The organism is Ideonella sp. FW305-24 (assembly GCF_058788035.1).
Map to the genome: position 1 here is coordinate 1 of NZ_JBYTAI010000020.1, position 21,174 is coordinate 21,174.

At 66.3% G+C, this 21,174-nt stretch carries 13 protein-coding genes, 1 tRNA gene and 1 pseudogene; 12 read left to right on the forward strand and 3 right to left on the reverse strand.

What is annotated here, in order from left to right; all coding sequences use genetic code 11:
• Positions 1-199: 199 nt before the first annotated feature.
• Positions 200-1,474: pseudogene (locus tag AC3WR5_RS31220) on the forward strand (arsenic transporter); the annotation flags it as partial.
• 211 nt (positions 1,475-1,685) lie between these two features.
• Here the strand turns inward: AC3WR5_RS31220 and AC3WR5_RS31225 are convergent.
• Positions 1,686-1,775 (reverse strand) — tRNA-Ser (locus AC3WR5_RS31225).
• Positions 1,776-2,007: 232 nt separating this feature from the next.
• Between AC3WR5_RS31225 and AC3WR5_RS31230 the strand changes: the two genes are divergently transcribed.
• Positions 2,008-4,275 carry an Orn/Lys/Arg family decarboxylase gene (locus AC3WR5_RS31230; protein ID WP_492489614.1) on the forward strand — a complete coding sequence of 756 codons (2,268 nt, stop codon included), beginning with the start codon at positions 2,008-2,010 and terminating at the stop codon, positions 4,273-4,275.
• Between the two features lie 51 nt (positions 4,276-4,326).
• Positions 4,327-5,469, forward strand: a complete 1,143-nt coding sequence (locus AC3WR5_RS31235) for a GGDEF domain-containing protein (RefSeq protein WP_492489616.1) — start codon at positions 4,327-4,329, stop codon at positions 5,467-5,469.
• Positions 5,470-5,516: 47 nt separating this feature from the next.
• On the opposite strand, the gene fabI is transcribed toward AC3WR5_RS31235, so the two are convergent.
• Positions 5,517-6,308: an enoyl-ACP reductase FabI gene (gene fabI / locus AC3WR5_RS31240; protein WP_141287612.1), complete on the reverse strand. Its 792-nt coding sequence runs from the start codon at positions 6,306-6,308 to the stop codon at positions 5,517-5,519.
• 295 nt (positions 6,309-6,603) lie between these two features.
• On the opposite strand from fabI, the gene rimP reads away from it, so the two are divergent.
• The 8 genes from rimP (at position 6,604) to AC3WR5_RS31280 (ending at position 17,355) form a co-directional block, all read left to right on the forward strand.
• Positions 6,604-7,206, forward strand: coding sequence for a ribosome maturation factor RimP (gene rimP / locus AC3WR5_RS31245; RefSeq protein WP_492489733.1), 603 nt, complete (start codon positions 6,604-6,606; stop codon positions 7,204-7,206).
• A complete protein-coding gene (nusA, locus tag AC3WR5_RS31250; protein WP_141287613.1) occupies positions 7,203-8,681 on the forward strand; it encodes a transcription termination factor NusA in 1,479 nt (492 codons plus the stop codon). The genes rimP and nusA overlap by 4 nt, the downstream gene beginning before the upstream one ends.
• Positions 8,682-8,737: 56 nt before the next feature.
• Positions 8,738-11,692 carry a translation initiation factor IF-2 gene (gene infB / locus AC3WR5_RS31255; protein WP_231012176.1) on the forward strand — a complete coding sequence of 985 codons (2,955 nt, stop codon included), beginning with the start codon at positions 8,738-8,740 and terminating at the stop codon, positions 11,690-11,692.
• Between the two features lie 97 nt (positions 11,693-11,789).
• Positions 11,790-12,176 carry a 30S ribosome-binding factor RbfA gene (rbfA, locus tag AC3WR5_RS31260; protein ID WP_492489618.1) on the forward strand — a complete coding sequence of 129 codons (387 nt, stop codon included), beginning with the start codon at positions 11,790-11,792 and terminating at the stop codon, positions 12,174-12,176.
• Positions 12,177-12,207: 31 nt separating this feature from the next.
• On the forward strand, positions 12,208-13,188 hold the full coding sequence (gene truB, locus AC3WR5_RS31265; protein ID WP_492489620.1) for a tRNA pseudouridine(55) synthase TruB: 981 nt from the start codon (positions 12,208-12,210) through the stop codon (positions 13,186-13,188).
• A gap of 13 nt (positions 13,189-13,201) precedes the next feature.
• Positions 13,202-15,025, forward strand: a complete 1,824-nt coding sequence (gene typA, locus AC3WR5_RS31270) for a translational GTPase TypA (protein ID WP_141289441.1) — start codon at positions 13,202-13,204, stop codon at positions 15,023-15,025.
• A gap of 168 nt (positions 15,026-15,193) precedes the next feature.
• Positions 15,194-16,087 carry a DMT family transporter gene (locus AC3WR5_RS31275; RefSeq protein WP_492489622.1) on the forward strand — a complete coding sequence of 298 codons (894 nt, stop codon included), beginning with the start codon at positions 15,194-15,196 and terminating at the stop codon, positions 16,085-16,087.
• A gap of 98 nt (positions 16,088-16,185) precedes the next feature.
• Positions 16,186-17,355 (forward strand): enoyl-CoA hydratase/isomerase family protein, encoded by a 1,170-nt coding sequence (locus AC3WR5_RS31280; protein WP_492489623.1) that lies wholly within the window; start codon positions 16,186-16,188, stop codon positions 17,353-17,355.
• Between the two features lie 272 nt (positions 17,356-17,627).
• Here AC3WR5_RS31280 and AC3WR5_RS31285 read toward each other — a convergent pair whose 3' ends face one another.
• A complete protein-coding gene (locus AC3WR5_RS31285; RefSeq protein WP_492489625.1) occupies positions 17,628-19,739 on the reverse strand; it encodes a phosphocholine-specific phospholipase C in 2,112 nt (703 codons plus the stop codon).
• 155 nt (positions 19,740-19,894) lie between these two features.
• Between AC3WR5_RS31285 and AC3WR5_RS31290 the strand changes: the two genes are divergently transcribed.
• A complete protein-coding gene (locus AC3WR5_RS31290) occupies positions 19,895-21,106 on the forward strand; it encodes an ROK family transcriptional regulator (RefSeq protein WP_492489627.1) in 1,212 nt (403 codons plus the stop codon).
• Positions 21,107-21,174: the final 68 nt, after the last annotated feature.

Here is a 21,174-nt window from a genome sequence, read left to right on the forward strand (position 1 = left end):
GACGAGAAGGGCGACATCAAGAACGGCGCCCTGACGCTGTACACCTACAAGGGCGACGCCCGCGAGCAGATCGCCGTCATCCACTGATCTCGGCTTCCGCCGAGTCCAAGGCCGCCTCCGGGCGGCTTTTTCATTTCGCCGTGCGGGAACCGTCGGCGAACGTTTGAAGCCATGCCCCATGGCTGCCTAAGCGCAGCGACCCGCGCAAACCTCCGGCCCGATGAACAACGCCAACCTTGCCATTTTGACCATTGCAGCACTGGCCACCCTGGGCGTGCTGATCCGACCCTTCAAGCTGCCGGAAGCCGTCTGGGCCGCTGCCGGTGCTGTGCTGATCGTGGTGTTCGGCCTGCTGCCGGTGCCCGATGCGCTGCGTGCGATTGCCAACGGGAACGATGTCTACCTCTTCCTGACCGGGATGATGCTGTTGTCTGAAACGGCCAGGCGCGAAGGCCTGTTCGACTGGGTCGCCGGTCATGCCGTGCACCATGCGGCGGGTTCGCCACGCCGGCTGTTTCTGCTGGTCTACGGGGTCGGGATCGTCGTGACGACGTTTCTGTCCAACGATGCCACTGCGGTGGTGTTGACCCCGGCCGTCTTCGCCGCGGCGCGCAAGGCCAGGGCGGAGCCGCTGCCGTATCTGTTCATCTGCGCGTTCATCGCCAACGCAGCCAGCTTCGTCCTGCCCATCTCCAACCCGGCAAACCTGGTGATGTATGGCGATCACGTGCCTCCGCTCGGGCAATGGCTTGCCAGCTTCGCCTTGCCGTCCCTGCTGTCGATCTCGGCCACCTACGTGGCACTGCGGTTCAGCCAGCGCCGGCATCTGGAGCAGCGCTGCGATGTGGCGCCCCCGCCAGATGCGCTTTCACCGGGCGGCTGGACGGCGCTGCTGGGGCTGTCAGCGACGGCGGTGGCGCTCACGGCCGTCTCCCTGCTGGACAAGCCGCTGGGGCTGCCCACCTGCCTGCTGGGGGTGCTCACCACTGCGGCGGTATTGCTTCGCGGGCGGTCAACGCCCTGGGCTGTGGTCAGGGACATCTCCTGGTCCGTGCTGCCGCTGGTGGCGGGCCTGTTCGTGCTGGTGGAGGCGCTGAACAAGGCCGGTGTGACCCCCATGCTGGCCGCGGCGCTGCAAGACAGCGTCCAGGCCGGGGAACGTGGCGCTGCTGCGGGCGCAGGGGTGCTGCTGGCCGTGGGCTCGAACCTGGTCAACAACCTGCCAGCCGGCCTCATTGCCAGCACGACGATTGCCCACGCCCACCCGCCGCAGATCGTTGTTGACGCATTGCTGATCGGCGTCGACCTGGGCCCCAATCTGTCCATCACCGGCTCGCTCGCGACCATCCTCTGGCTCTCCGCGCTGCGCCGCGAAGGCGAAGATGTCGGCTTCCTGCAATTCCTGAAGGTGGGGGCGCTGGTGATGCCTCCCGCGCTGCTGCTGGCGATCGGCGCGCGGCTGCTGATGGGCTGAGATCAAAAGACCATGGCCTGTTCGAACTGCTGCTGATGTTCGGCGCCGTCATGCTCCGGGCGCCATGGCAGTGATGGGCCTGGCGGCGCTGGCGCACAAAAAGAAACGGCCCTGGACATCGTCAGGGCCGTTCATCTGTAGAACATTGTCTTTTCCGGGTGCCTCAAAGGGGCGACCGGGAACCGTTTGGACGGCTCAAAGCAAGTTCGCGTGGCGGAGGGGGCGGGATTCGAACCCGCGGTGGGGATTAACCCACACACGCTTTCCAGGCGTGCGACTTAAACCGCTCATCCACCCCTCCGCAGGGCAGCCCACGATCATAGCGGATTTGTGGGCGTTTTCAAAAGCACGGTGTGGGATTTTGGTGCCGCACGGCGCTGCGGGTTCGTCGCTTGCTTCGGTGGCAGGGCGGTGGCGAGCAGGACGACAGCAGTCGTCTGCGTGCGACGCGACAGTGAACTCGCGTGTGCTGTCATCGTTCAGCCCTACACTTCGCCCTTCGTTTTTTTCCTGTTCCGCCCGGGGCCGCCGCCATGCAGCGCTTTCACTTTCCCATCGTGATCATCGACGAGGATTTCCGCTCGGAAAACACCTCCGGCCTGGGCATTCGCGCGCTGGCCGACGCGATCCAGAAAGAGGGCTTCGAGGTCATCGGCGTGACCAGCTACGGCGACCTCTCGCAGTTTGCCCAGCAGCAGAGCCGCGCCAGCGCCTTCATCCTGTCGATAGACGATGAAGAGTTCCAGACCGGCGACGAGCCGGTGCCGGCAGTGTTGAACCTGCGCAATTTCATCAGCGAGATCCGTTTTCGCAACGCCGAGATCCCGATCTACCTGTACGGCGAAACGCGCACTTCGGAGCACATTCCGAACGACATCCTGCGCGAGCTGCACGGCTTCATCCACATGTTCGAGGACACGCCGGAGTTCGTGGCCCGCCACATCATCCGCGAGGCCAAGAGCTACGTCGACAGCCTGGCGCCGCCGTTCTTCCGCGCGCTGATGGACTATGCACAGGACGGTTCCTACTCCTGGCACTGCCCCGGGCATTCCGGTGGCGTGGCCTTCCTGAAGAGCCCGATCGGCCGCATGTTCCACCAGTTCTTTGGCGAGAACATGCTGCGGGCCGACGTCTGCAACGCAGTGGAAGAGCTGGGCCAGTTGCTGGACCACACCGGCCCGGTCGCGGCCAGTGAGAAGAATGCGGCGCGCATCTTCAATGCCGATCACTGCTTCTTCGTCACCAACGGCACCAGCACCAGCAACAAGATGGTCTGGCACCACACGGTGGCGCCGGACGACGTGGTGCTGGTGGACCGCAACTGCCACAAGTCCATCCTGCACAGCATCATCATGACCGGCGCTGTGCCAGTCTTCCTGACACCCACGCGCAATCACTACGGCATCATCGGCCCGATCCCCGAGAGCGAGTTCACCAAGGCCTCGATCCAGGAGAAGATCGCCCGCCATCCGCTGCTCAAGGGCGTGGACCCGGCCAGCGTGCGGCCCAAGATCCTGACCGTGACGCAAAGCACCTACGACGGCGTGCTCTACAACACCGAGTCGATCAAGGGGCACCTGGACGGCTGGGTCGACACCATCCACTTCGACGAGGCCTGGCTGCCGCACGCCGCATTCCACAAGTTCTATGGCAGCTACCACGCGATGGGCAAGAACCGCCCGCGCCCGAAGGAGGCCATGGTCTATGCCACGCAGTCCACGCACAAGCTGCTGGCCGGCATCAGCCAGGCTTCGCAGGTGCTGGTGCAGGACTCGCAGACGGTGCAACTGGACAAGCACCTGTTCAACGAGGCCTACCTGATGCACACCTCGACCTCGCCGCAGTACGCCATCATCGCTTCGTGCGACGTGGCCGCGGCGATGATGGAGCCGCCCGGCGGCACCGCGCTGGTCGAAGAAAGCATCCGCGAGGCGCTGGACTTCCGCCGCGCGATGCGCAAGGTCGACAAGGAATACGCGGCCGACTGGTGGTTCACCGTCTGGGGCCCGGACGAGCTCGCGCCACACGACATTGGCAAGCCCGATGACTGGGTGCTCAAGGCCAACGAGGAGTGGCACGGCTTCGGCAACCTGGCGGCCGGCTTCAACATGCTGGACCCGATCAAGTCCACCATCATCACGCCGGGGCTGGACATGTCCGGCAAGTTCGCCAAGACCGGCATCCCGGCGTCCATCGTCACCAAGTTCCTGGCCGAACACGGTGTGGTGGTCGAGAAGACCGGCCTGTATTCGTTCTTCATCCTGTTCACCATCGGCATCACCAAGGGCCGCTGGAACACGCTGCTGACCGCGCTGCAGCAGTTCAAGGACGACTACGACCGCAACCAGCCGCTGTGGCGGATCCTCCCGGAGTTCTGCGCCGCGCATCCGCGCTACGAGAAGATGGGACTGAAGGACCTGTGCCAGTCCGTGCACGAGGCTTATGCCGAAGGCGACATTGCGCGCCTGACGACCGAGGTCTACCTGTCGGACCTGGAGCCGGCAATGAAGCCCAGCGAGGCCTTCGCCTACATCGCTCGCCGCGCGACCGAGCGGGTCGAGATCAACCAGCTCGAAGGCCGCGTGACCACCGCGCTGCTGACCCCATACCCGCCCGGCATTCCGCTGCTGATCCCGGGCGAGGTCTTCAATCGCCGCATCGTCGACTACCTGCGTTTCACGCAGGCCTTCAATGCCAAGTTCCCTGGCTTTGACACCGATGTACACGGCCTGGTCGCGGAAGACAATGACAAGGGTGAACGCCGCTATTACGTGGATTGCGTGCGCCAGGAAGCGATCTGACGCCTTCTGCTGGCGGGCTGACCTGACCGGTCGCATGGGCTGGGCCGGGTGATGCGTGCACTGATCACCTCGCTGTCACAGGGTGGGCGCCTGATCGTTTCGGGCATGCTGATGGCGGCCGTTGTGCACGCGGCCTTCGTGGTCCTGTTCCTGGCGGCGGGCGTCACCGGCCTGGCGGTCTTCAACGTCTTCGGCTGCCTGCTGTACCTGCTGATGACGCTGCTGATGCGCCAGCCGCGCTGGCGCCGGCTGTGCGAGGCGATGGCCGGCATCGAGGTGGTGCTGCATGCCTGCTTGGCCTGCTACTGGCTGGGCTGGGACAGCGGCTTTCACTACTACCTGCTGCTCATGCTGCCCACGCTGATGGTCAGCACGCTGATGCCGCGGCGCGCCAAATGGCTGGGCTGCGCCGCCTGCGTGCTGCTCTACCTGGGGCTGGACCTGCTGTCGCACCGCGGACCGCCGCCGCAGGTACTGCCGGGTGGCTGGCTGCAGGCGCTGCGCATGTTCAATGCCGCGGCCACGCTGACGATGCTGGCCGGCCTGTCGGCCATCTACTACAACCTGGTGCTGCGGGCCGAGTCCGGCCTGCGCGAGATGGCCAGTCTCGACCCGCTGACCGGCTTGCTGAACCGCCGCAGCCTGGCCGAACTGGCCCACGATCAATTGGCGCGGCTCAACGACGCCAGCTCACCGCTGAGCGCGCTCAGTGTGCTGCTGGGCGACGTGGACCACTTCAAGGCCGTCAACGACCAGCATGGTCATGAGGTGGGTGACCTGGTGCTGCGCGCCATCAGCCAGGCGCTGCAAAGCGGCATGCGGCAAGGCGACCTGCTCGGGCGCTGGGGCGGTGAGGAATTCCTGGTGCTGCTGCCGGGCACCGAGCTGCCGGCCGCGCGCATGGTGGCCGAGCGCCTGCGGGCGCTGGTGCAGGCGCGTTCGCTGCGGCTGCCAGGCGCGGCCACGCTGTTGCCTGTCAGCATCAGCTTCGGCCTTTGCCAGGCTCGGCCGGGCGAGCCGCTGGCGCAGGCAATTGCCCGGGCGGACCAGGCGCTCTACCGTGCCAAGCAGGCCGGCCGCAACCGGGTGGCGCTGGCCGATCAGGTCATCGACACCCAGCCGCCCAGTACCTTGCCGCCCCAAGACTGGGCCGAGCAGGATGCGCCATCGGCGGAAGGCGACGGCCGGGCATGAAAAAACCCGGCCTGGGCCGGGCTTGCGTGGGGACCGGCAGGGCCGGCTTATTCGTCCAGCGGCATGCCGCTCATCACGTGGCTGAAGCCGCCGTCGACGTAGGTGATCTCGCTGGTCACGCCGGCTGACAGGTCCGACAGCAGGAAGGCAGCGACGTTGCCGACGTCCTCGATCGTCACGTTGCGGCGCAGCGGGGCGTTCTTCGAGAAGATTTCCAGCAGCTTGCCAAAACCCTTGATGCCGGAAGCGGCCAGCGTCTTGATCGGGCCGGCCGAAATGCCGTTGACGCGGATGCCCTTGGGGCCCAGGCTGGCGGCCAGGTAACGCACGCTGGCTTCCAGCGAGGCCTTGGCCAGGCCCATGGTGTTATAGGCGGGCACCACGCGCATGGCGCCCAGGTAGCTCAGGGTCAAAAGCGCGGCTTGCGGACGCAGCGAGGGCAGGGCGGCCTTGGCCAGCGCCGGGAAGCTGTAGGCCGAGATGTCGTGCGCGATGCGGAAGTTCTCGCGGGTCAGCCCGTCGAGGAAATCGCCGGCAATGGCTTCGCGCGGGGCGAAGCCGATCGAATGCACGAATCCGTCAAAGCCTTCGGGCCAGGCGGTTTTCAGGTCGGTGAACAGGCGCTCGATTGCGGCGTCGTCGCCCACGTCGCAATCGAATATGAGGCTGGAGCCGAATTCGGCTGCAAACTCGGTGATGCGATCCTTGAAGCGCTCGCCAACGTAGCTGAACGCGAGTTCGGCGCCTTCGCGGTGGCAGGCCTTGGCGATGCCATAGGCGATGGAGCGATTCGAAAGCAGGCCCGTGATCAGCAGGCGCTTGCCGGCGAGAAATCCCATGCGGTCTCCGTGGACGGTAAGGTTGCGGCAGGCTATGCCTGTTCCGCAGTGTTCTTCGATATGCTGCCGCAATTCTCGCATGCAGTCAGGCCCGCGGCTTGCTGAAGCTCTGCCTTCGAGCTACAATCAGACTCTTCGCTAGAATTGCACCGAAGCGCTAGAAAGAGTGGGCGGATTTTTCCAGCCCATTTTTTTTGGCGTTTGTGTTTTCAGCTGCGGTTTTCCGCTGCGTGTTTCTGGCGGTCAGGCGTTTCAAGCGCCTTTTTGCTTCTTACTGGAAGGTATTCGCACCCTGATGAGCTGGAGCCAGGCCGTTGATCGTACGGTGACCGGATTGGGCTATGAACTCGTTGATGTCGAGCGATCGGCAGGCGGGTTGCTGCGCGTTTTGATCGACCGGGTGCCCGGTCGGGCCTACCCCACCGGGCCACATGAGTTTGTCACGGTTGAAGACTGTGAGGCGGTGACGCGCCAACTGCAGTATGTGCTGGAAGTCGAGAACGTCGACTATGCACGGCTGGAAGTGTCTTCCCCCGGGCTTGACCGGCCGCTGAAGACGGCCGCGCATTACCAGCGCTTTGTTGGCGAGCAAGTGCAGATCACGCTCAAGCTGCCGTTCCAGGGGCGCAAGAAATACGAAGGTGTGCTGCAGAAAGCCGAGGAGGCCGAGCAGGTCGCGCCGTCGGCTGGCGAGCAGGCCACCGCCACGGATGAAGCCGGCTGGCAGCTGGTGTTCAACGATGGCAAGGTCGACCAGGTACTGGACTTCAGCCTGGGCGAAGTGCGCGAGGCCCGGCTGGTGCCGGTGCTGGATTTCAAGGGGCGGCGTGGCAAAGCCACCCCGGCTGTGCCGCAGACGGCGGACGGCGACTCGAACGACGGAGGTCAACAAGAATGAACCGCGAAATGCTGATGTTGGTGGACGCGATCTCGCGCGAGAAGAGCGTGGAGCGCGATGTGGTGTTTGGCGCGGTGGAGGCCGCGCTGGCGTCTGCGACCAAGAAGCTGCACGGTGGTGAAGTGGACATCCGCGTCACCGTTGACCGTGACACCGGCGACTACGAGACCTTCCGCCGCTGGCACGTGGTCCCGGATGAAGCTGGCCTGCAGATCCCCGATGCCGAAATCCTGCTGTTCGAAGCGCTGGAACAAATTCCCGACATCGAGGTCGACGACCACATCGAGGAGCCGATCGAGTCCGTGACCATCGGCCGCATCGGTGCACAGGCGGCCAAGCAGGTCATCCTGCAGAAGATCCGCGATGCCGAGCGTGAGCAGTTGCTGAATGATTTCCTCGCCCGTGGCGAGAAGATCTTCGTCGGCACCGTCAAGCGCCTGGACAAGGGCGACATCATCGTCGAGTCGGGCCGCGTCGAAGGCCGGCTCAAGCGCGGCGAGATGATCCCCAAGGAAAACCTGCGCTCCGGCGACCGCGTGCGGGCCTTCATGGCCGGCATCGACCCGCTTGCCCGTGGCCCGCAGATCATGCTGTCGCGCTCTGCGCCTGGTTTCATGGTCGAGCTGTTCGCCCAGGAAGTGCCGGAAATCGAGCAAGGCCTGCTGGAGATCAAGAGCTGCGCCCGCGACAGCGGCTCGCGTGCCAAGATCGCCGTGGTCTCGCATGACAAGCGGGTCGACCCGATCGGCACCTGCGTCGGCGTTCGCGGTTCGCGCGTCACCGCGGTGACCAACGAACTGGCCGGCGAGCGCGTCGACATCGTGCTGTGGTCGGAAGACCCTGCGCAGTTCGTCATCGGCGCACTGGCGCCGGCCAACGTGCAGTCCATCGTCGTCGACGAAGAGCGGCACGCGATGGACGTCGTGGTCGACGAGGAAAACCTGGCGATCGCGATTGGCCGTGGCGGCCAGAACGTGCGCCTGGCGTCCGAGCTGACCGGCTGGCGCATCAACATCATGACGGCCGAGGAATCGGCCGCCAAGCAGGCGGAAGAGTCGGGCTCTATCCGCGCGCTGTTCGTCGACAAGCTCGACGTGGACGAAGAAGTCGCCAACATGCTGATCGGGGAAGGTTTCACCAGCCTCGAGGAAGTGGCCTATGTGCCGCTGCAGGAAATGTTGGAAATCGAAGGCTTCGATGAAGACACCGTCAGCGAGCTGCGCAATCGTGCGAAGGATGCGCTGCTGACGATGGAAATTGCCCGTGAAGAAAAGGTCGACGATGTTTCGCAGGATCTGCGTGACCTCGACGGCCTCAACCCCGCTCTGATCGGCCAACTGGCCGATGGTGGTGTGCACACCCGTGATGACCTGGCCGACCTGGCCGTCGATGAACTGGTCGAGATGACCGGTGTGGACGACGTGCAGGCCAAGGCGCTGATCATGAAGGCGCGTGAACACTGGTTCAACGCCTGAGCGCCCAGCCTACCCGCACGTCCCGCACACGGCACCAAGATCAAGGAAACTCAAGAATGGCTGTGACTACCGTCGCCCAACTCGCCGCGGAGCTGAACCGGCCCGCCGGGACGCTGCTCGAGCAGCTGAAGTCGGCCGGCGTCGCCAAGATTTCGCCTGACGATTCGCTCAACGAATCGGACAAGGAGCGCTTGCTCGACTATCTCCGCATCTCCCACGGCTCCACTGCTGGCGCCGACCGCAAGAAGATCACGCTGACCCGCAAGTCGACCAGCGAGATCAAGCAGGCCGACGCCAGTGGCAAGGCCCGCACCATCCAGGTCGAAGTGCGCAAGAAGCGCACCTTCGTCAAGCGCGACGACATGCCGGGCGGTGTCGAAGATGACGGCGTGGCCGCCGCTGCCGCCGAGGAAGCCGACCTCTCGCGTCGCGAGGAAGAGGCTCGCCTGCAGGCCGAGCAGATTCGCCGGCAGGAAGAAGAGCTGGCCGAAAAGCGCCGCCTGCGTGAAGAGCAGGAGCGCCAGGAGCGCGAGGCCAAGGCCGCCGCTGAAGCCGCTGCCGCCAAGGCCGCCGCCGAAGCTGCCGCGGCCGCCGAAGAAGCCGCTGCCAAGGCCGCCGCTGAAGCCAAGGCTGCTGCAGCCCTGGCCAAGGCCGCAGCGTCTGCATCGGCACCTTCCGGCAAGGGCTCCGCCCGTACCCCTGCGCCGGCACCTGCTCCCGCACCTGCCGTGGTGGCTGCGCCTGCCCCGGCGCCGGTGGCTGCCGAGCCGGTTGCACCGCCCAAGCCCGCGCTGCGCGTGGTGAAGGCGGCCGACACCGAGGCCGAAGAGCAAAAGCGCATGGCCGATCTGGCTGCGCGCCGCCAAAAAGCCGAAGCCGAAGCCTCTGCGATTCGCGACATGATGAATCGCAAGAGCAAGGTGATGATCGCGAAGAAGCCGGAGGAGCCGCCCAAGCCGGTCGAAGTGCCCAAGGAAGGCATCAAGGGTACGATCCACAAGGCCAAGGGCGCGCCTGGCGCACCCGCGACCACGGCCGCCACCGCTGCGAAGCCGGGCGACAAGAAGTCGGTCAAGTCCGAGAAGCTGTCTTCCAGCTGGGCAGACGACGCGAAGAAGCGTGGCGTTGGCGCGGCCAAGCCGCGCACCGATGCGGGCAGCAACCGTCCGGGCTGGCGTGCACCGCGCGGCGGCCGCCGTGGCGACAGCCGCGACATGGGCAACGTCTCGAATTTCCAGGCGCCGATCGAGCCGACCATCCAGGAAGTGCACGTGCCGGAGACCATTTCGGTCGCCGACCTGGCACACAAGATGTCGGTCAAGGCGGGTGAGCTGATCAAGGCCCTGATGAAGCTGGGCCAGATGGTCACCATCAACCAGCAGCTGGACCAAGAGACGGCCATGATCCTGGTCGAGGAAATGGGCCACAAGGCGCTGGCCGCCAAGCTGGATGACCCGGAAGCTTTCTCGGAAGAGGAAGAAGCCGCAGCCTCCGGCGAGGCGCTCTCGCGTGCACCGGTCGTGACCGTGATGGGCCACGTCGACCACGGCAAGACCTCGCTGCTGGACTACATCCGCCGCAGCCGCGTGGCCGCTGGCGAAGCGGGTGGCATCACGCAGCACATCGGCGCGTATCACGTGGAAACCCCGCGCGGCATGATCACCTTCCTGGACACCCCGGGTCACGCGGCCTTCACGGCGATGCGGGCTCGCGGCGCCAAGGCCACCGACATCGTGATCCTGGTGGTCGCGGCGGACGATGGCGTGATGCCGCAGACCAAGGAAGCGATCCACCATGCCAAGGCGGCGGGCGTGCCCATCGTCGTGGCCATGACCAAGATCGACAAGCCGGACTCGAACACCGAACGCCTGAAGGGCGAGCTGGTGGCCGAGCAGGTCGTGCCGGAAGAGTTTGGTGGCGAATCGCCGTTCGTGGGCGTGTCGTCCAAGACCGGCGTCGGCATCGACGAGCTGCTGGAACAGGTGCTGCTGCAGGCCGAAGTGCTGGAGCTGAAGGCGCCGGCGCAGGCAATGGCCAAGGGCATCGTGATCGAAGCCCGCCTGGACAAGGGCCGCGGCCCGGTCGCCAGCGTGCTGATCCAGTCCGGCACGCTCAAGCGTGGCGACGTGATCCTGGCGGGCTCCAGCTTCGGCCGCGTGCGTGCCATGCTGGACGAAGACGGCAAGGCCCTGGCCGAAGCCGGCCCGTCGATCCCGGTGGAAATCCAGGGCCTGACCGAAGTGCCGCAGGCAGGTGATGACTTCATGGTGCTGTCGGATGAACGCCGCGCCCGTGAAATCGCCACCTTCCGCCAGGGCAAGTACCGCGAAGTGACCTTGAACAGGCGCCAGGCTGCAAAGCTGGAGAACATGTTCGAGACCATGGGCCAAGGTGCTGCCCAGGCGCTGCCGCTGATCATCAAGGCCGACGTGCAAGGTTCGCAGGAAGCCCTGGCTTCTTCGCTGCTCAAGCTGTCGACCGACGAGGTCAAGGTGCAGATCGTGCACGCCGCGGTGGGCGGCATCAGCGAGTCGGACGTCAACCTGGCGATTGCCTCCAAGGCCATCATCATTGGCTTCAACACCCGTGCCGATGCGCAAGCCCGCAAGCTGGCCGAGCACAGCGGTGTCGACCTGCGCTACTACAACATCATCTACGACGCCGTGGATGAGGTGAAGGCGGCAATGGGCGGCATGCTGGCACCGGAACAGCGCGAAGAAGCGCTGGGCACGGCCGAGATCCGCGTGGTCTTCGTGGCCTCCAAGATCGGCACCGTGGCCGGCTCGATGGTCACCTCCGGCCTGGTTCGCCGCAACGCGAAGTTCCGCCTGCTGCGCGACAACATCGTGGTCTACACCGGCGAAGTCGAATCCGTCCGGCGCGAAAAGGACGATGTCCGCGAGGTCAAGGAAGGCTTCGAGTGCGGTATCAAGCTCAAGAACTACAACGACATCAAGGAAGGTGATCAGTTGGAATTCTTCGAGGTCAAGGAAGTGGCACGCACGCTGTAAAAGCGGGGTCGGGTTTCACCCTAGAACCCCGCCGGAAACGGCGGGGTTTTTACTTGGGGACCAAGCCTGATGCAACGCTGAACCGGAGCACATCCAGATGCGACACAAACGCAACATCCCCAACCGCAGCTTCCGCGTGGCCGACCAGATCCAGCGCGACGTGGCCGAGCTGATCCGCGACCTGAAGGACCCGCGCATCGGCATGGTCACGATCAATGCGGTCGAGGTCACGCCGGACTACGCGCATGCCAAGGTGCTGTTCTCGCTGCTGGTGGGCGATCCGGTCGAGACCGAGATCGCGCTGAACGAGGCTGCCGGCTTTGTCCGCAACGGCCTGTTCAAGCGCCTGGCGATCCACACCGTGCCCACATTGCACTTCAAGTTCGACCAGACGACTTCGCGCGCTGCCGAGCTGAGCAGCCTGATAAACCGTGCCAACGCCACCCGGGCCAAGGAAGACGAACCCGGTGGTCCGCAGGACTGACCGCGTTTTCTCTTTTTCCAAGCCAACGCCGATGAATTCCGCCAAGCCCCGCATCCAACGTCGTGCCCTGCACGGCGTGCTGTTGCTCGACAAGCCGATCGGCCTGTCGAGCAATGATGCGTTGCAGAAGGTCAAGTGGCTGTACCGCGCCGAAAAGGCCGGCCATACCGGCACGCTGGACCCGCTGGCCACCGGCCTGCTGCCGATCTGCTTCGGTGCGGCGACCAAGTTCTCGCAGGTCAGCCTGGATGCCGACAAGGGCTACTTGGCCACGTTGCGCCTGGGCCAGACCACGGTGGGCGGCGACCGCGAAGGCGAGATCCTCGCCGAGCGGTCGGTCAATGTCACCGGCGAACAGCTGCTTCACGCGGTCGCCAGCTTTCTCGGCCCGATCGACCAGATTCCGCCGATGCAGTCGGCGCTGAAGAAGGACGGGCGGGCGCTGTACGAATACGCCCGCGCCGGCATCGAGGTCGAGCGTGCAGCGCGCCGGGTCACGATTCATCGGCTGGACATCGTCTCGTGGCAGCCTGACGAGTTGTTGCTCACGCTGGACGTGCGCTGCACCAAAGGCACCTACGTGCGCACGCTGGCCCAGGACCTGGGCGAGCTGCTGGGCTGTGGTGCCCACCTGGCTGCACTGCGCCGCACGCACAGCGGCGGGCTGGGCCTGGCGCAGGCCGTCACGCTGACTCAATTGGCCGAGGAGGATGCCGATGCACGCGATGCAAGGCTGCAGCGGCCCGATACGCTGCTCGCTGACTGGCCGGCCCTGAGCCTGCCGGACACCGAAGCGGCCCGTTTTCTCACCGGATTGCGCCGTCGCGTGGCGCTTCCAGACACCCCGGCCGTGCGGGTTTACGGCCCTCAAGGAGCCGAGGGGCCGCTCCCGAGGTTTCTTGGCCCCGATTGCTCCGCTGCCTTTTTGGGCAGTGGCCACATTCTTGCTGGCGAATTGATCGCCGACCGCCTGCTCAGCCCCGTCGAGGTGCAGGCCTTGCTGGTTTCTTAGAAAGACCTCTCCCATGAGCCGACAGATCCGCAACATTGCCATCATTGCCCACGTGGACCATGGCAAGACCACCATGGTTGACCAACTGCTGCGTCAGTCGGGCACCTTCGCCGACCACGAGAAGGTGATCGACACCGTGATGGACAGCAATGCCATCGAACGTGAGCGTGGCATCACCATCCTGGCCAAGAACTGCGCGGTCAGCTGGGAAGGCACGCACATCAACATCGTCGACACCCCGGGCCACGCGGACTTCGGCGGTGAAGTCGAACGCGCGCTGTCCATGGTCGACGGCGTGGTGCTGCTGATCGACGCCCAGGAAGGCCCGATGCCGCAGACCCGCTTCGTGACCAAGAAGGCGCTGGCGCTGGGCCTGAAGCCCATCGTCGTCGTCAACAAGGTCGACAAGCCGGGCGCCAAGCCGGACGCCGTCATCAACGCCGCTTTCGACCTGTTCGACAAGCTGGGCGCCAACGACGAGCAGCTGGACTTCCCGGTCGTCTACGCCTCTGGCATCAATGGCTGGACCTCGCTGACCGAAGGCGCGCCCGGTGAACAGTGGGGCCCGGACATGTCGGCCCTGTTCAACACCGTGCTGCGCCACGTGCCGGCCCAGGAAGGCGATCCGGAAGCTCCGCTGCAGTTGCAGATCTCGGCACTGGATTACTCCACCTTCGTCGGCCGCATCGGCGTGGGCCGCATCAGCCAGGGCACGATCAAGCCGGCGATGGACGTGCTGGTGATGGAAGGCCCGGACGGCAAGGCCACCAAGGGCCGTGTCAACAACGTGCTGACCTTCCAGGGCCTGGACCGCGTGCAGGTCACCGAAGCCGGCCCGGGCGACATCGTGCTGATCAACGGCATTGACGAGATCGGCATCGGCGTCACCGTCACCAGCGTGGCCAACCCGGCTCCGCTGCCGATGCTGAAGGTCGACGAGCCGACGCTGACGATGAACTTCTGCGTCAACACCAGCCCGCTGGCTGGCCGCGAAGGCAAGTACGTCACCAGCCGCCAGATCTGGGACCGCCTGCAGAAGGAACTGCAGAGCAACGTGGCGCTGCGCGTCAAGGAAACCGACGAAGACGGCATCTTCGAGGTGATGGGCCGCGGCGAACTGCACCTGACCATCCTGCTGGAAAACATGCGCCGTGAAGGCTACGAGCTGGCCGTTTCGAAGCCGCGCGTGGTGTTCCACGACGTGGACGGCGTCAAGCACGAGCCGATCGAGCTGGTCACCGCCGACGTCGAAGAAACCCACCAGGGCGGCGTGATGCAGGCGCTGGGCGAGCGCAAGGGCGAGCTGGTCAACATGGAGCCGGACGGCCGTGGCCGCGTGCGCCTGGAATACCGCATCCCGGCGCGTGGCCTGATCGGTTTCTCGAACGAGTTCCTGAACCTGACCCGTGGTTCGGGCCTGATCAGCAACATCTTCGACGGCTACGAGCCGCACAAGGGCGAGATCGCCAGCCGCAAGAACGGCGTGCTGATCTCGATGGATGCCGGTGAAATCTTCACCTACGCGCTGGGCAAGCTGGACGACCGCGGCCGCATGTTCGTCAAGCCCAACGATCCGGTCTACGAAGGCATGATCGTCGGCATCCACAGCCGCGACAACGACCTGGTCGTCAACGCGACCCGCACCAAGCAGCTGACCAACTTCCGCGTCTCCGGCAAGGAAGACGCGATCAAGATCACGCCCCCGATCGACCTGACGCTGGAATACGGCGTCGAGTTCATCGAGGACGACGAACTGGTCGAGATCACGCCCAAGAGCATCCGCGTGCGCAAACGCCACCTCAGCGAACACGACCGCAAGCGCGCCTCCAGGGGCTGAATGGGGCACCCGGTCCCAGGAAATACCTGAGACCACCCGCCGAGCGGGTTGGCGGTGCCGCCTTGGGGCGGCCCGACGCCGGCCCCGCTCTGCGGTCTCGCTGTGAAAGCCGCCTTCGGGCGGCTTTGTTCTTTTTGACGCGTAGCAGTGATGGAACCAAGACAAGCAATGGGTCACGGCCGAGCCGTGGCGACGATGATGCTGGCCACCTTGATGTGGAGCATCGCCGGCGTGGTCACGCGCCAGCTCGACGCGCCCGGGCTGGCGGCCGAGCAGACCTTCTGGCGCAGCGCCGGTGCTGCCGCGTCGCTGGCGGTGCTGTTGCCGTGGCTGATGGGGCGTGAGGCGCTGCGGCGCTCGCTCACGCAAGGCGGCTGGGCCTTGTGGGCGTCAGCCTTGTGCTGGGCCATGATGTTCACAGCCTTCATGGTCGCGCTGGCGTTGACCACGGTGGCCAACGTGCTGGTGGCCGAAGCGCTGGGGCCGCTGTTTGCCGCACTGATCGGCCGTGTCACGCTGGGCCATCGCCTGCCGCGACGCACCTGGGGCGCCATCGCGCTGGCGGGCGCCGGCATTGCCTGGATGTACGGCCCGCAGCTGGCCGGCGCCGAGCCGCGCCACCTGCTGGGCAGTGCGTTGGCCATGGTGCCGCCGCTGGCCGCGGCCAGCATGTGGACGCTGCTGCAGGCCAACGAGCGCAAGCACCCCGGCGCGCGGGTCGACATGCGGCCTGCCGTGATGCTGGGCGCCACGCTCTCGGCGCTGGCCTGCCTGCCCTGGGCCTGGCCGCTGCAGGCCGGTGCGCATGACCTGGCCCTGCTTGGCGGCCTGGGCCTGGTGCAGCTGGCCATTCCCTGTGCGCTGGCCGTGGCGGCCGGGCGGGTGCTGAGCGCGCCGGAAGCTGCTTTGCTGGGGCTGCTGGAAATCCTCTTCGGCGTCGCCTGGGCCTGGGTCAGCGGGGCCGAAGAGCCGCCGCCCAGCGTGCTGGCCGGTGGACTGATGGTGCTGCTGGCGCTCGCCGGCAACGAGGCACTGGCAATGCGTGCGCGCCGGGGCACCTGAGCCTGCGGGCGGCACAATGGCCGCCTTGCCCGCTGCAGCTCGGCGGGTCCTCATTGCATCATCAAGACGGGCCTCGACGCCCGCGGAGACACTGTTCCATGACCGCATCCGCTTCTTCTTCGTCTCTGCCCGAGCTGGTCTCCGGCGGCCAGGTGCTGGCCGAGCAGCTGGGCGACATCGGCGTCATCACGCTGAACCGGGCCAACGCTTTGAACGCGCTGTCGCTGGGCATGGTGCGCGACCTGACCACGTTGCTGCTGCACTGGCGCGAGGACCGCGGCGTCAGCGCCGTGCTGGTGCAGGGCGCAGGGCGCGCCGGCAAGGCGCCGGCCTTCTGCGCCGGCGGCGACATCCGCTTTTTCCACCAGGCGGCCCTTGCCGGCAACCCGCAGCTCGAAGACTTCTTCACCGAAGAGTACGCGCTGAACCACCTGATCCACCGCTACCCCAAGCCCTACATCGCGCTGATGGACGGCATCTGCATGGGCGGCGGCATGGGCATCAGCCAGGGCGCCAGCGTGCGCGTGGTCACCGAGCTGAGCAAGCTGGCCATGCCCGAGACCCACATCGGCCTGTTCCCGGACGTGGGCGGTGGCTGGTTCCTGGCGCGCTGCCCTGGCCACACCGGCGAATACCTGGCGCTGACCGGCCAGACGCTGACTGCCGCCGACGCCATTTCGCTGGGTCTGGCGGATGCGCTGGTGCCGTCCGCCGCACTGCCGGCCCTGGTCGCTGCGCTGGCCCAGCCGTCAGCCGTGCCGGGCGGCCCGGCCGACATTCCGCACACCACCGAAGAGATCGCCACCCGCATTGCCGCCGCGCTGAAGCCGCATGCGCAGACGGCAGGCGAGGGCAGCCTGGCCGCGCACCGCAGCGCCATCGACCTGCACTTCAGCCTGCCCACGCTGGCCGCCATCGAAGCCTCGCTGGCCTCAGACGACTCCGAGTTCGCCAAAGCCACGTTGGCCACGCTGCACCACCGCTCGCCGATGATGATGGCCGTCACGCTAGAACTCGTCCGCCGCGCCCGCAACATGACGCTGGCCGATGACCTGCGCCTGGAGCGCGACCTCGTGCGCCACTGCTTCCAGCTGCGCCCCGGCACCGCCAGCGAAACGGTCGAAGGCATCCGCGCACTGGCCGTCGACAAGGACCACCACCCGCACTGGAACCCGCCGCACATTGCCGACGTGACGCCCGAGCTGATCGCCCCGTTCTTCGCCAGCCCCTGGCCGGCGCACGTGCATCCGCTGCGCGAGTTGGATTGACGGGCAGGGGGGCGAGCCTTGGAAGCGGTCCCCACCGTGGTTCAAACAAATGGGGTCAGAGTCAATTTATCTGGGCACCCGAGCGGCGCTGCAATGAGGTATCTCAAGATAAATTGACTCTGACCCCATTTGTTTGTGCGCCAACCTTGCCACGTCTTTGAACGGATCCGCTCCGAGAGCCGGGCTGATCTGGAACGAAAAAGGCCTCGCATCGCAGCGAGGCCTTGTGCTTGTTGAATGGCCCCGCGTGTTCGCGAGGCCGGGTGCCCCATTCAAGCCTTCAGCTGCAACCCACCCATCATCGGATCGCTGATGCTCGGCTTGCCGTTTTCGATGTGGCCGGCCAGTTGCACCAGGAAGCCGGTGTCGCCGTCCACGCGCACGCTCACGTCGTACCAGCCCGAGGTCTTCACCAGGTTCCAGCTGACCGTGCCGGAAGCACCGGCGTGCAGCTTCAGGCTCTGGCTCTTGCGGCCGTAGGCATCGGCCAGGCGCACTTCCACCGAGCGCGGGCTGGTGTTGGTGATGTTCAGCGTCAGCAGCTGTTCATCGGCCGCGGTGTACTGCGCCTCGACCTGCAGCAGCGCCTTGCCGTCGCCACCTGTGCTGCCCTGGAAAGCGCGGTAGAAGCCGTTCGGGCCGTGCACCGCCAGCTTGTACTGGCCGTTCTTGGCGGCCCAGCTGCCGCTCAGCGACTTGCCGGCGCCCACGGTGTAGCTGCGCGGTGCGTCCTTGCCATGCAGCGCGTCGCGCACGTGGAACACGGCGGCCTGGCTGCCGAGGTTGCTGAAGCCGACCTGGTAGCTGCCATCGGCCGCCACGGCGCCGCTGGCATGCAGCACGTAGGGCAGGGGGCGCGCGTTGCGCACGCCGGTTTCCTGCACCGGCAGCGTCGGGTCGGTCGGTGCCACCACGTCGTAGTTGTCGTGGCGCACCAGATCCGGCGGCAGGTAGGCGGTGGTGCTGGGCAGAGCCGGCAGCTTGACGTTGGGCTTGGCGAAGTTGAAGGCGCTGGTCAGGTCGCCGGTCACCGTGCGGCGCCACGGGGTGATGTTGGTTTCGGTCAGCGCCGGGTTGCCCTGGCCGAAGCGGGCTTCGAGGAAGCGGATCACCGAGGTGTGGTCGAAGACCTGCGAGTCGACCCAGCCGCCCTTGCTCCACGGCGAGACGACGATCATCGGCACGCGCATGCCCAGGCCGTAAGGCGCCTTGGGGTGGCTGTCGTCGCCGTGGAAGATCTCGTTCTTGATGCTGACGGTGGACGCGCCCAGCTTGTCGTTCATCGGCGGCGTGGGTGGCACCATGTGGTCGAAGAAGCCGCCTTCCTCGTCGTAGTTGATGAACAGCACCGTCTTGCTCCAAACGTCCGGGTTGGCCGTCAGCGCGTCCAGGAACTGCGAGATGAACCAGGCGCCGTAGTCGGCCGGGTGGTTCGGGTGCTCGCTGTAGGCCTCGGGGGCGACGATCCACGACACCTGCGGCAGCCGGTTGTTGGCCACGTCGTCACGGAACTGCACCACCAGTTGCATCGGGTCGCGGTTTTGCGCGTCGATGTTGGTGCCGGTCTTGGCCTTGTCGGCCAGCGGCGTGCCCGCTTGCGCGTTCTGGTACTGGTGGAAGTAGAGCAGCGAGTTGTCGCCGTAGTTGCCGATGTACGGGTCGCTGGTCCAGCCCCAATAGCCAGCAGCGTTCAGGCCCACGCCCACGTCCTGGTAGATCTTCCAGCTGATGCCGGCGGCTTCCAGGCGTTCCGGGTAGGTCTTCCAGTCGTAGCCGGCTTCGGCATTGGTGATGACCGGGCCGCCGCCCGCGCCGTCATTGCCCACCCAGCCGCTCCACAGGTGGTAGCGGTTCGGGTCGGTCGGGCCCATCAGCGAGCAGTGGTAGGCGTCGCAGACGGTGAAGGCATCGGCCAGCGCGTAGTGGTACGGCAGGTCCGCGCGTTGGTGGTAGGTCATCGCCGAGAGGCCTTTGTTCGGCACGAACTGGTCCTGGCGGCCGAGGTTCCACGCGGCGTGGGTGTCGTTCCAGCCGTGCGGCGGGTCCGGCAGGAAGGTCAGGCCCAGGTTGTCCACCGGCGGGCGGAACGGCATCACCAGGTTGCCGTCGGCGTCCTTCTGGTACCAGACCGGCTGGCCCGAGGGCAGCGTGACCGCGCGCGGGTCGGCAAAGCCGCGCACGCCGCGCAGCGTGCCGAAGTGGTGGTCGAAGGAGCGGTTTTCCTGCATCAGGATCACGACGTGCTCGACGTCGTTGATCGTGCCGGTCTTGCTGTTGGCGGGAATTGCCAGCGCGCGCGCGATGCTGGGCGGCAGCGCGCCAGCGGTGGCGGCGCCGGTGGCCCCGAGCAAATGCAGGAACTGGCGACGATTGGTTTCGGTCATGTGGCTGGCCTTGAGGGTTGGCAAAGTGCGCGCAGGCTAGGCCTTGTGTTTGACAACAGCGTGTCGTGTACAAGACGGTTACCGTTGCGCGCGGCCACGCCGCCCGTTCGCTGCCACTTGCTGCCAGCGAATAAGTCTATGATTCGAACTAATTAATGGCCAACGTTTCCCAGCCCCGCTCCGATGGTGTCGCCACTGGCGACCAAAGCCTGCTCAAGCGCATCAACAGTGCTGCCTTGCTGCGGCTGGTCAAGACCGGCAGCGGCCTTTCACGTGCGGACCTGGCCAAGCGCAGCGGCCTCACCAAGTCCACCGTCAGCCTCTTGGTGCAGGAGCTGATCGACGACGGCTGGATCCGCGAGGCCGAGGTGCCGGTGTCCGGCGCCATCGGCCGCCGGCCCACGCCGCTGGAGATGGACAACAGCCGCCTCGCGCTGCTGGGCGCCGAGATCGGCGTGGACTACCTCAACGTCGTCGCCTGCGACCTGCAGGGCCGCGTGCTGGCCGAACAACTGCAGCCCTACGCGCCGGGCGAGCTGCCAGCCACGCTGGCCGCGCTGTCTGCCATGCTGGCCCAGCAGGACAAGGCACTGGCTCAGCAAGGCCGGCGGCTGCTGGGCGTGGGCGTGGGCATTCCGGGCACGGTGGACGCCGCCGGCCGGCGCATTGGCGTGGTGCCCAACCTCGGCTGGGCCGGGCAGGAGATTGCTGCGCCGCTGGCTGCGCTGCTGGCCAAGGCGGGGGTTCGCGCAGCGCCGGTGAAGGTGCTGAACGAGGCGAATGCCGCGGCGCTGTCCGAATACGTGTTCGGCGAGGGCGAGGGCATCCACCCCGATTCGCTGATCTACCTCAGCCTGGGCATTGGCGTGGGCGGCGGCATCGTGCTGGGCGACCGGCTGCACCTGGGGCATGACGGCAGTGCCGGCGAGGTCGGCCACACCATCCTGCAACTGGACGGCCCGCCGTGCCGCTGCGGCAGCCGCGGCTGCGCCGAGGCCTTTGTATCGCAGCGCGCCGTGAGCCTGGACCTGACCGGCGCCACCGCGCCCATCCTGCCGATTGCCGAACTGGTGGCGAAGGTGAATGCCGGCGAGCCCGCGGCCGTGGCCGCCACCGAGCGCGCCGGCCGCTACCTGGGCATGCTGATGCAGAACATCTGCAACGCGCTGGACCCAGCCGTCATCGTGCTCGGCGGCCCCATGGGCCAACTCGGCGCACCCTATCTGGCAACTGCCCGCGCCAGCTTCCAGGCCCTGCAAGGCCGCTATGCCTTCCACAGCACCGAGGTCCGGCTGTGCCGCTTCGGGCTGAACGCCTGCGCGGTGGGCGCTGCCGGCGCGGTGCTGCACGACGCCTTGCTGGCCTGAGAGCCGCCTGACACCTTCCTGCCGAAGCCCCCCACATGGGTGGCAGACATGGCCAGGGTCGCGTGCCA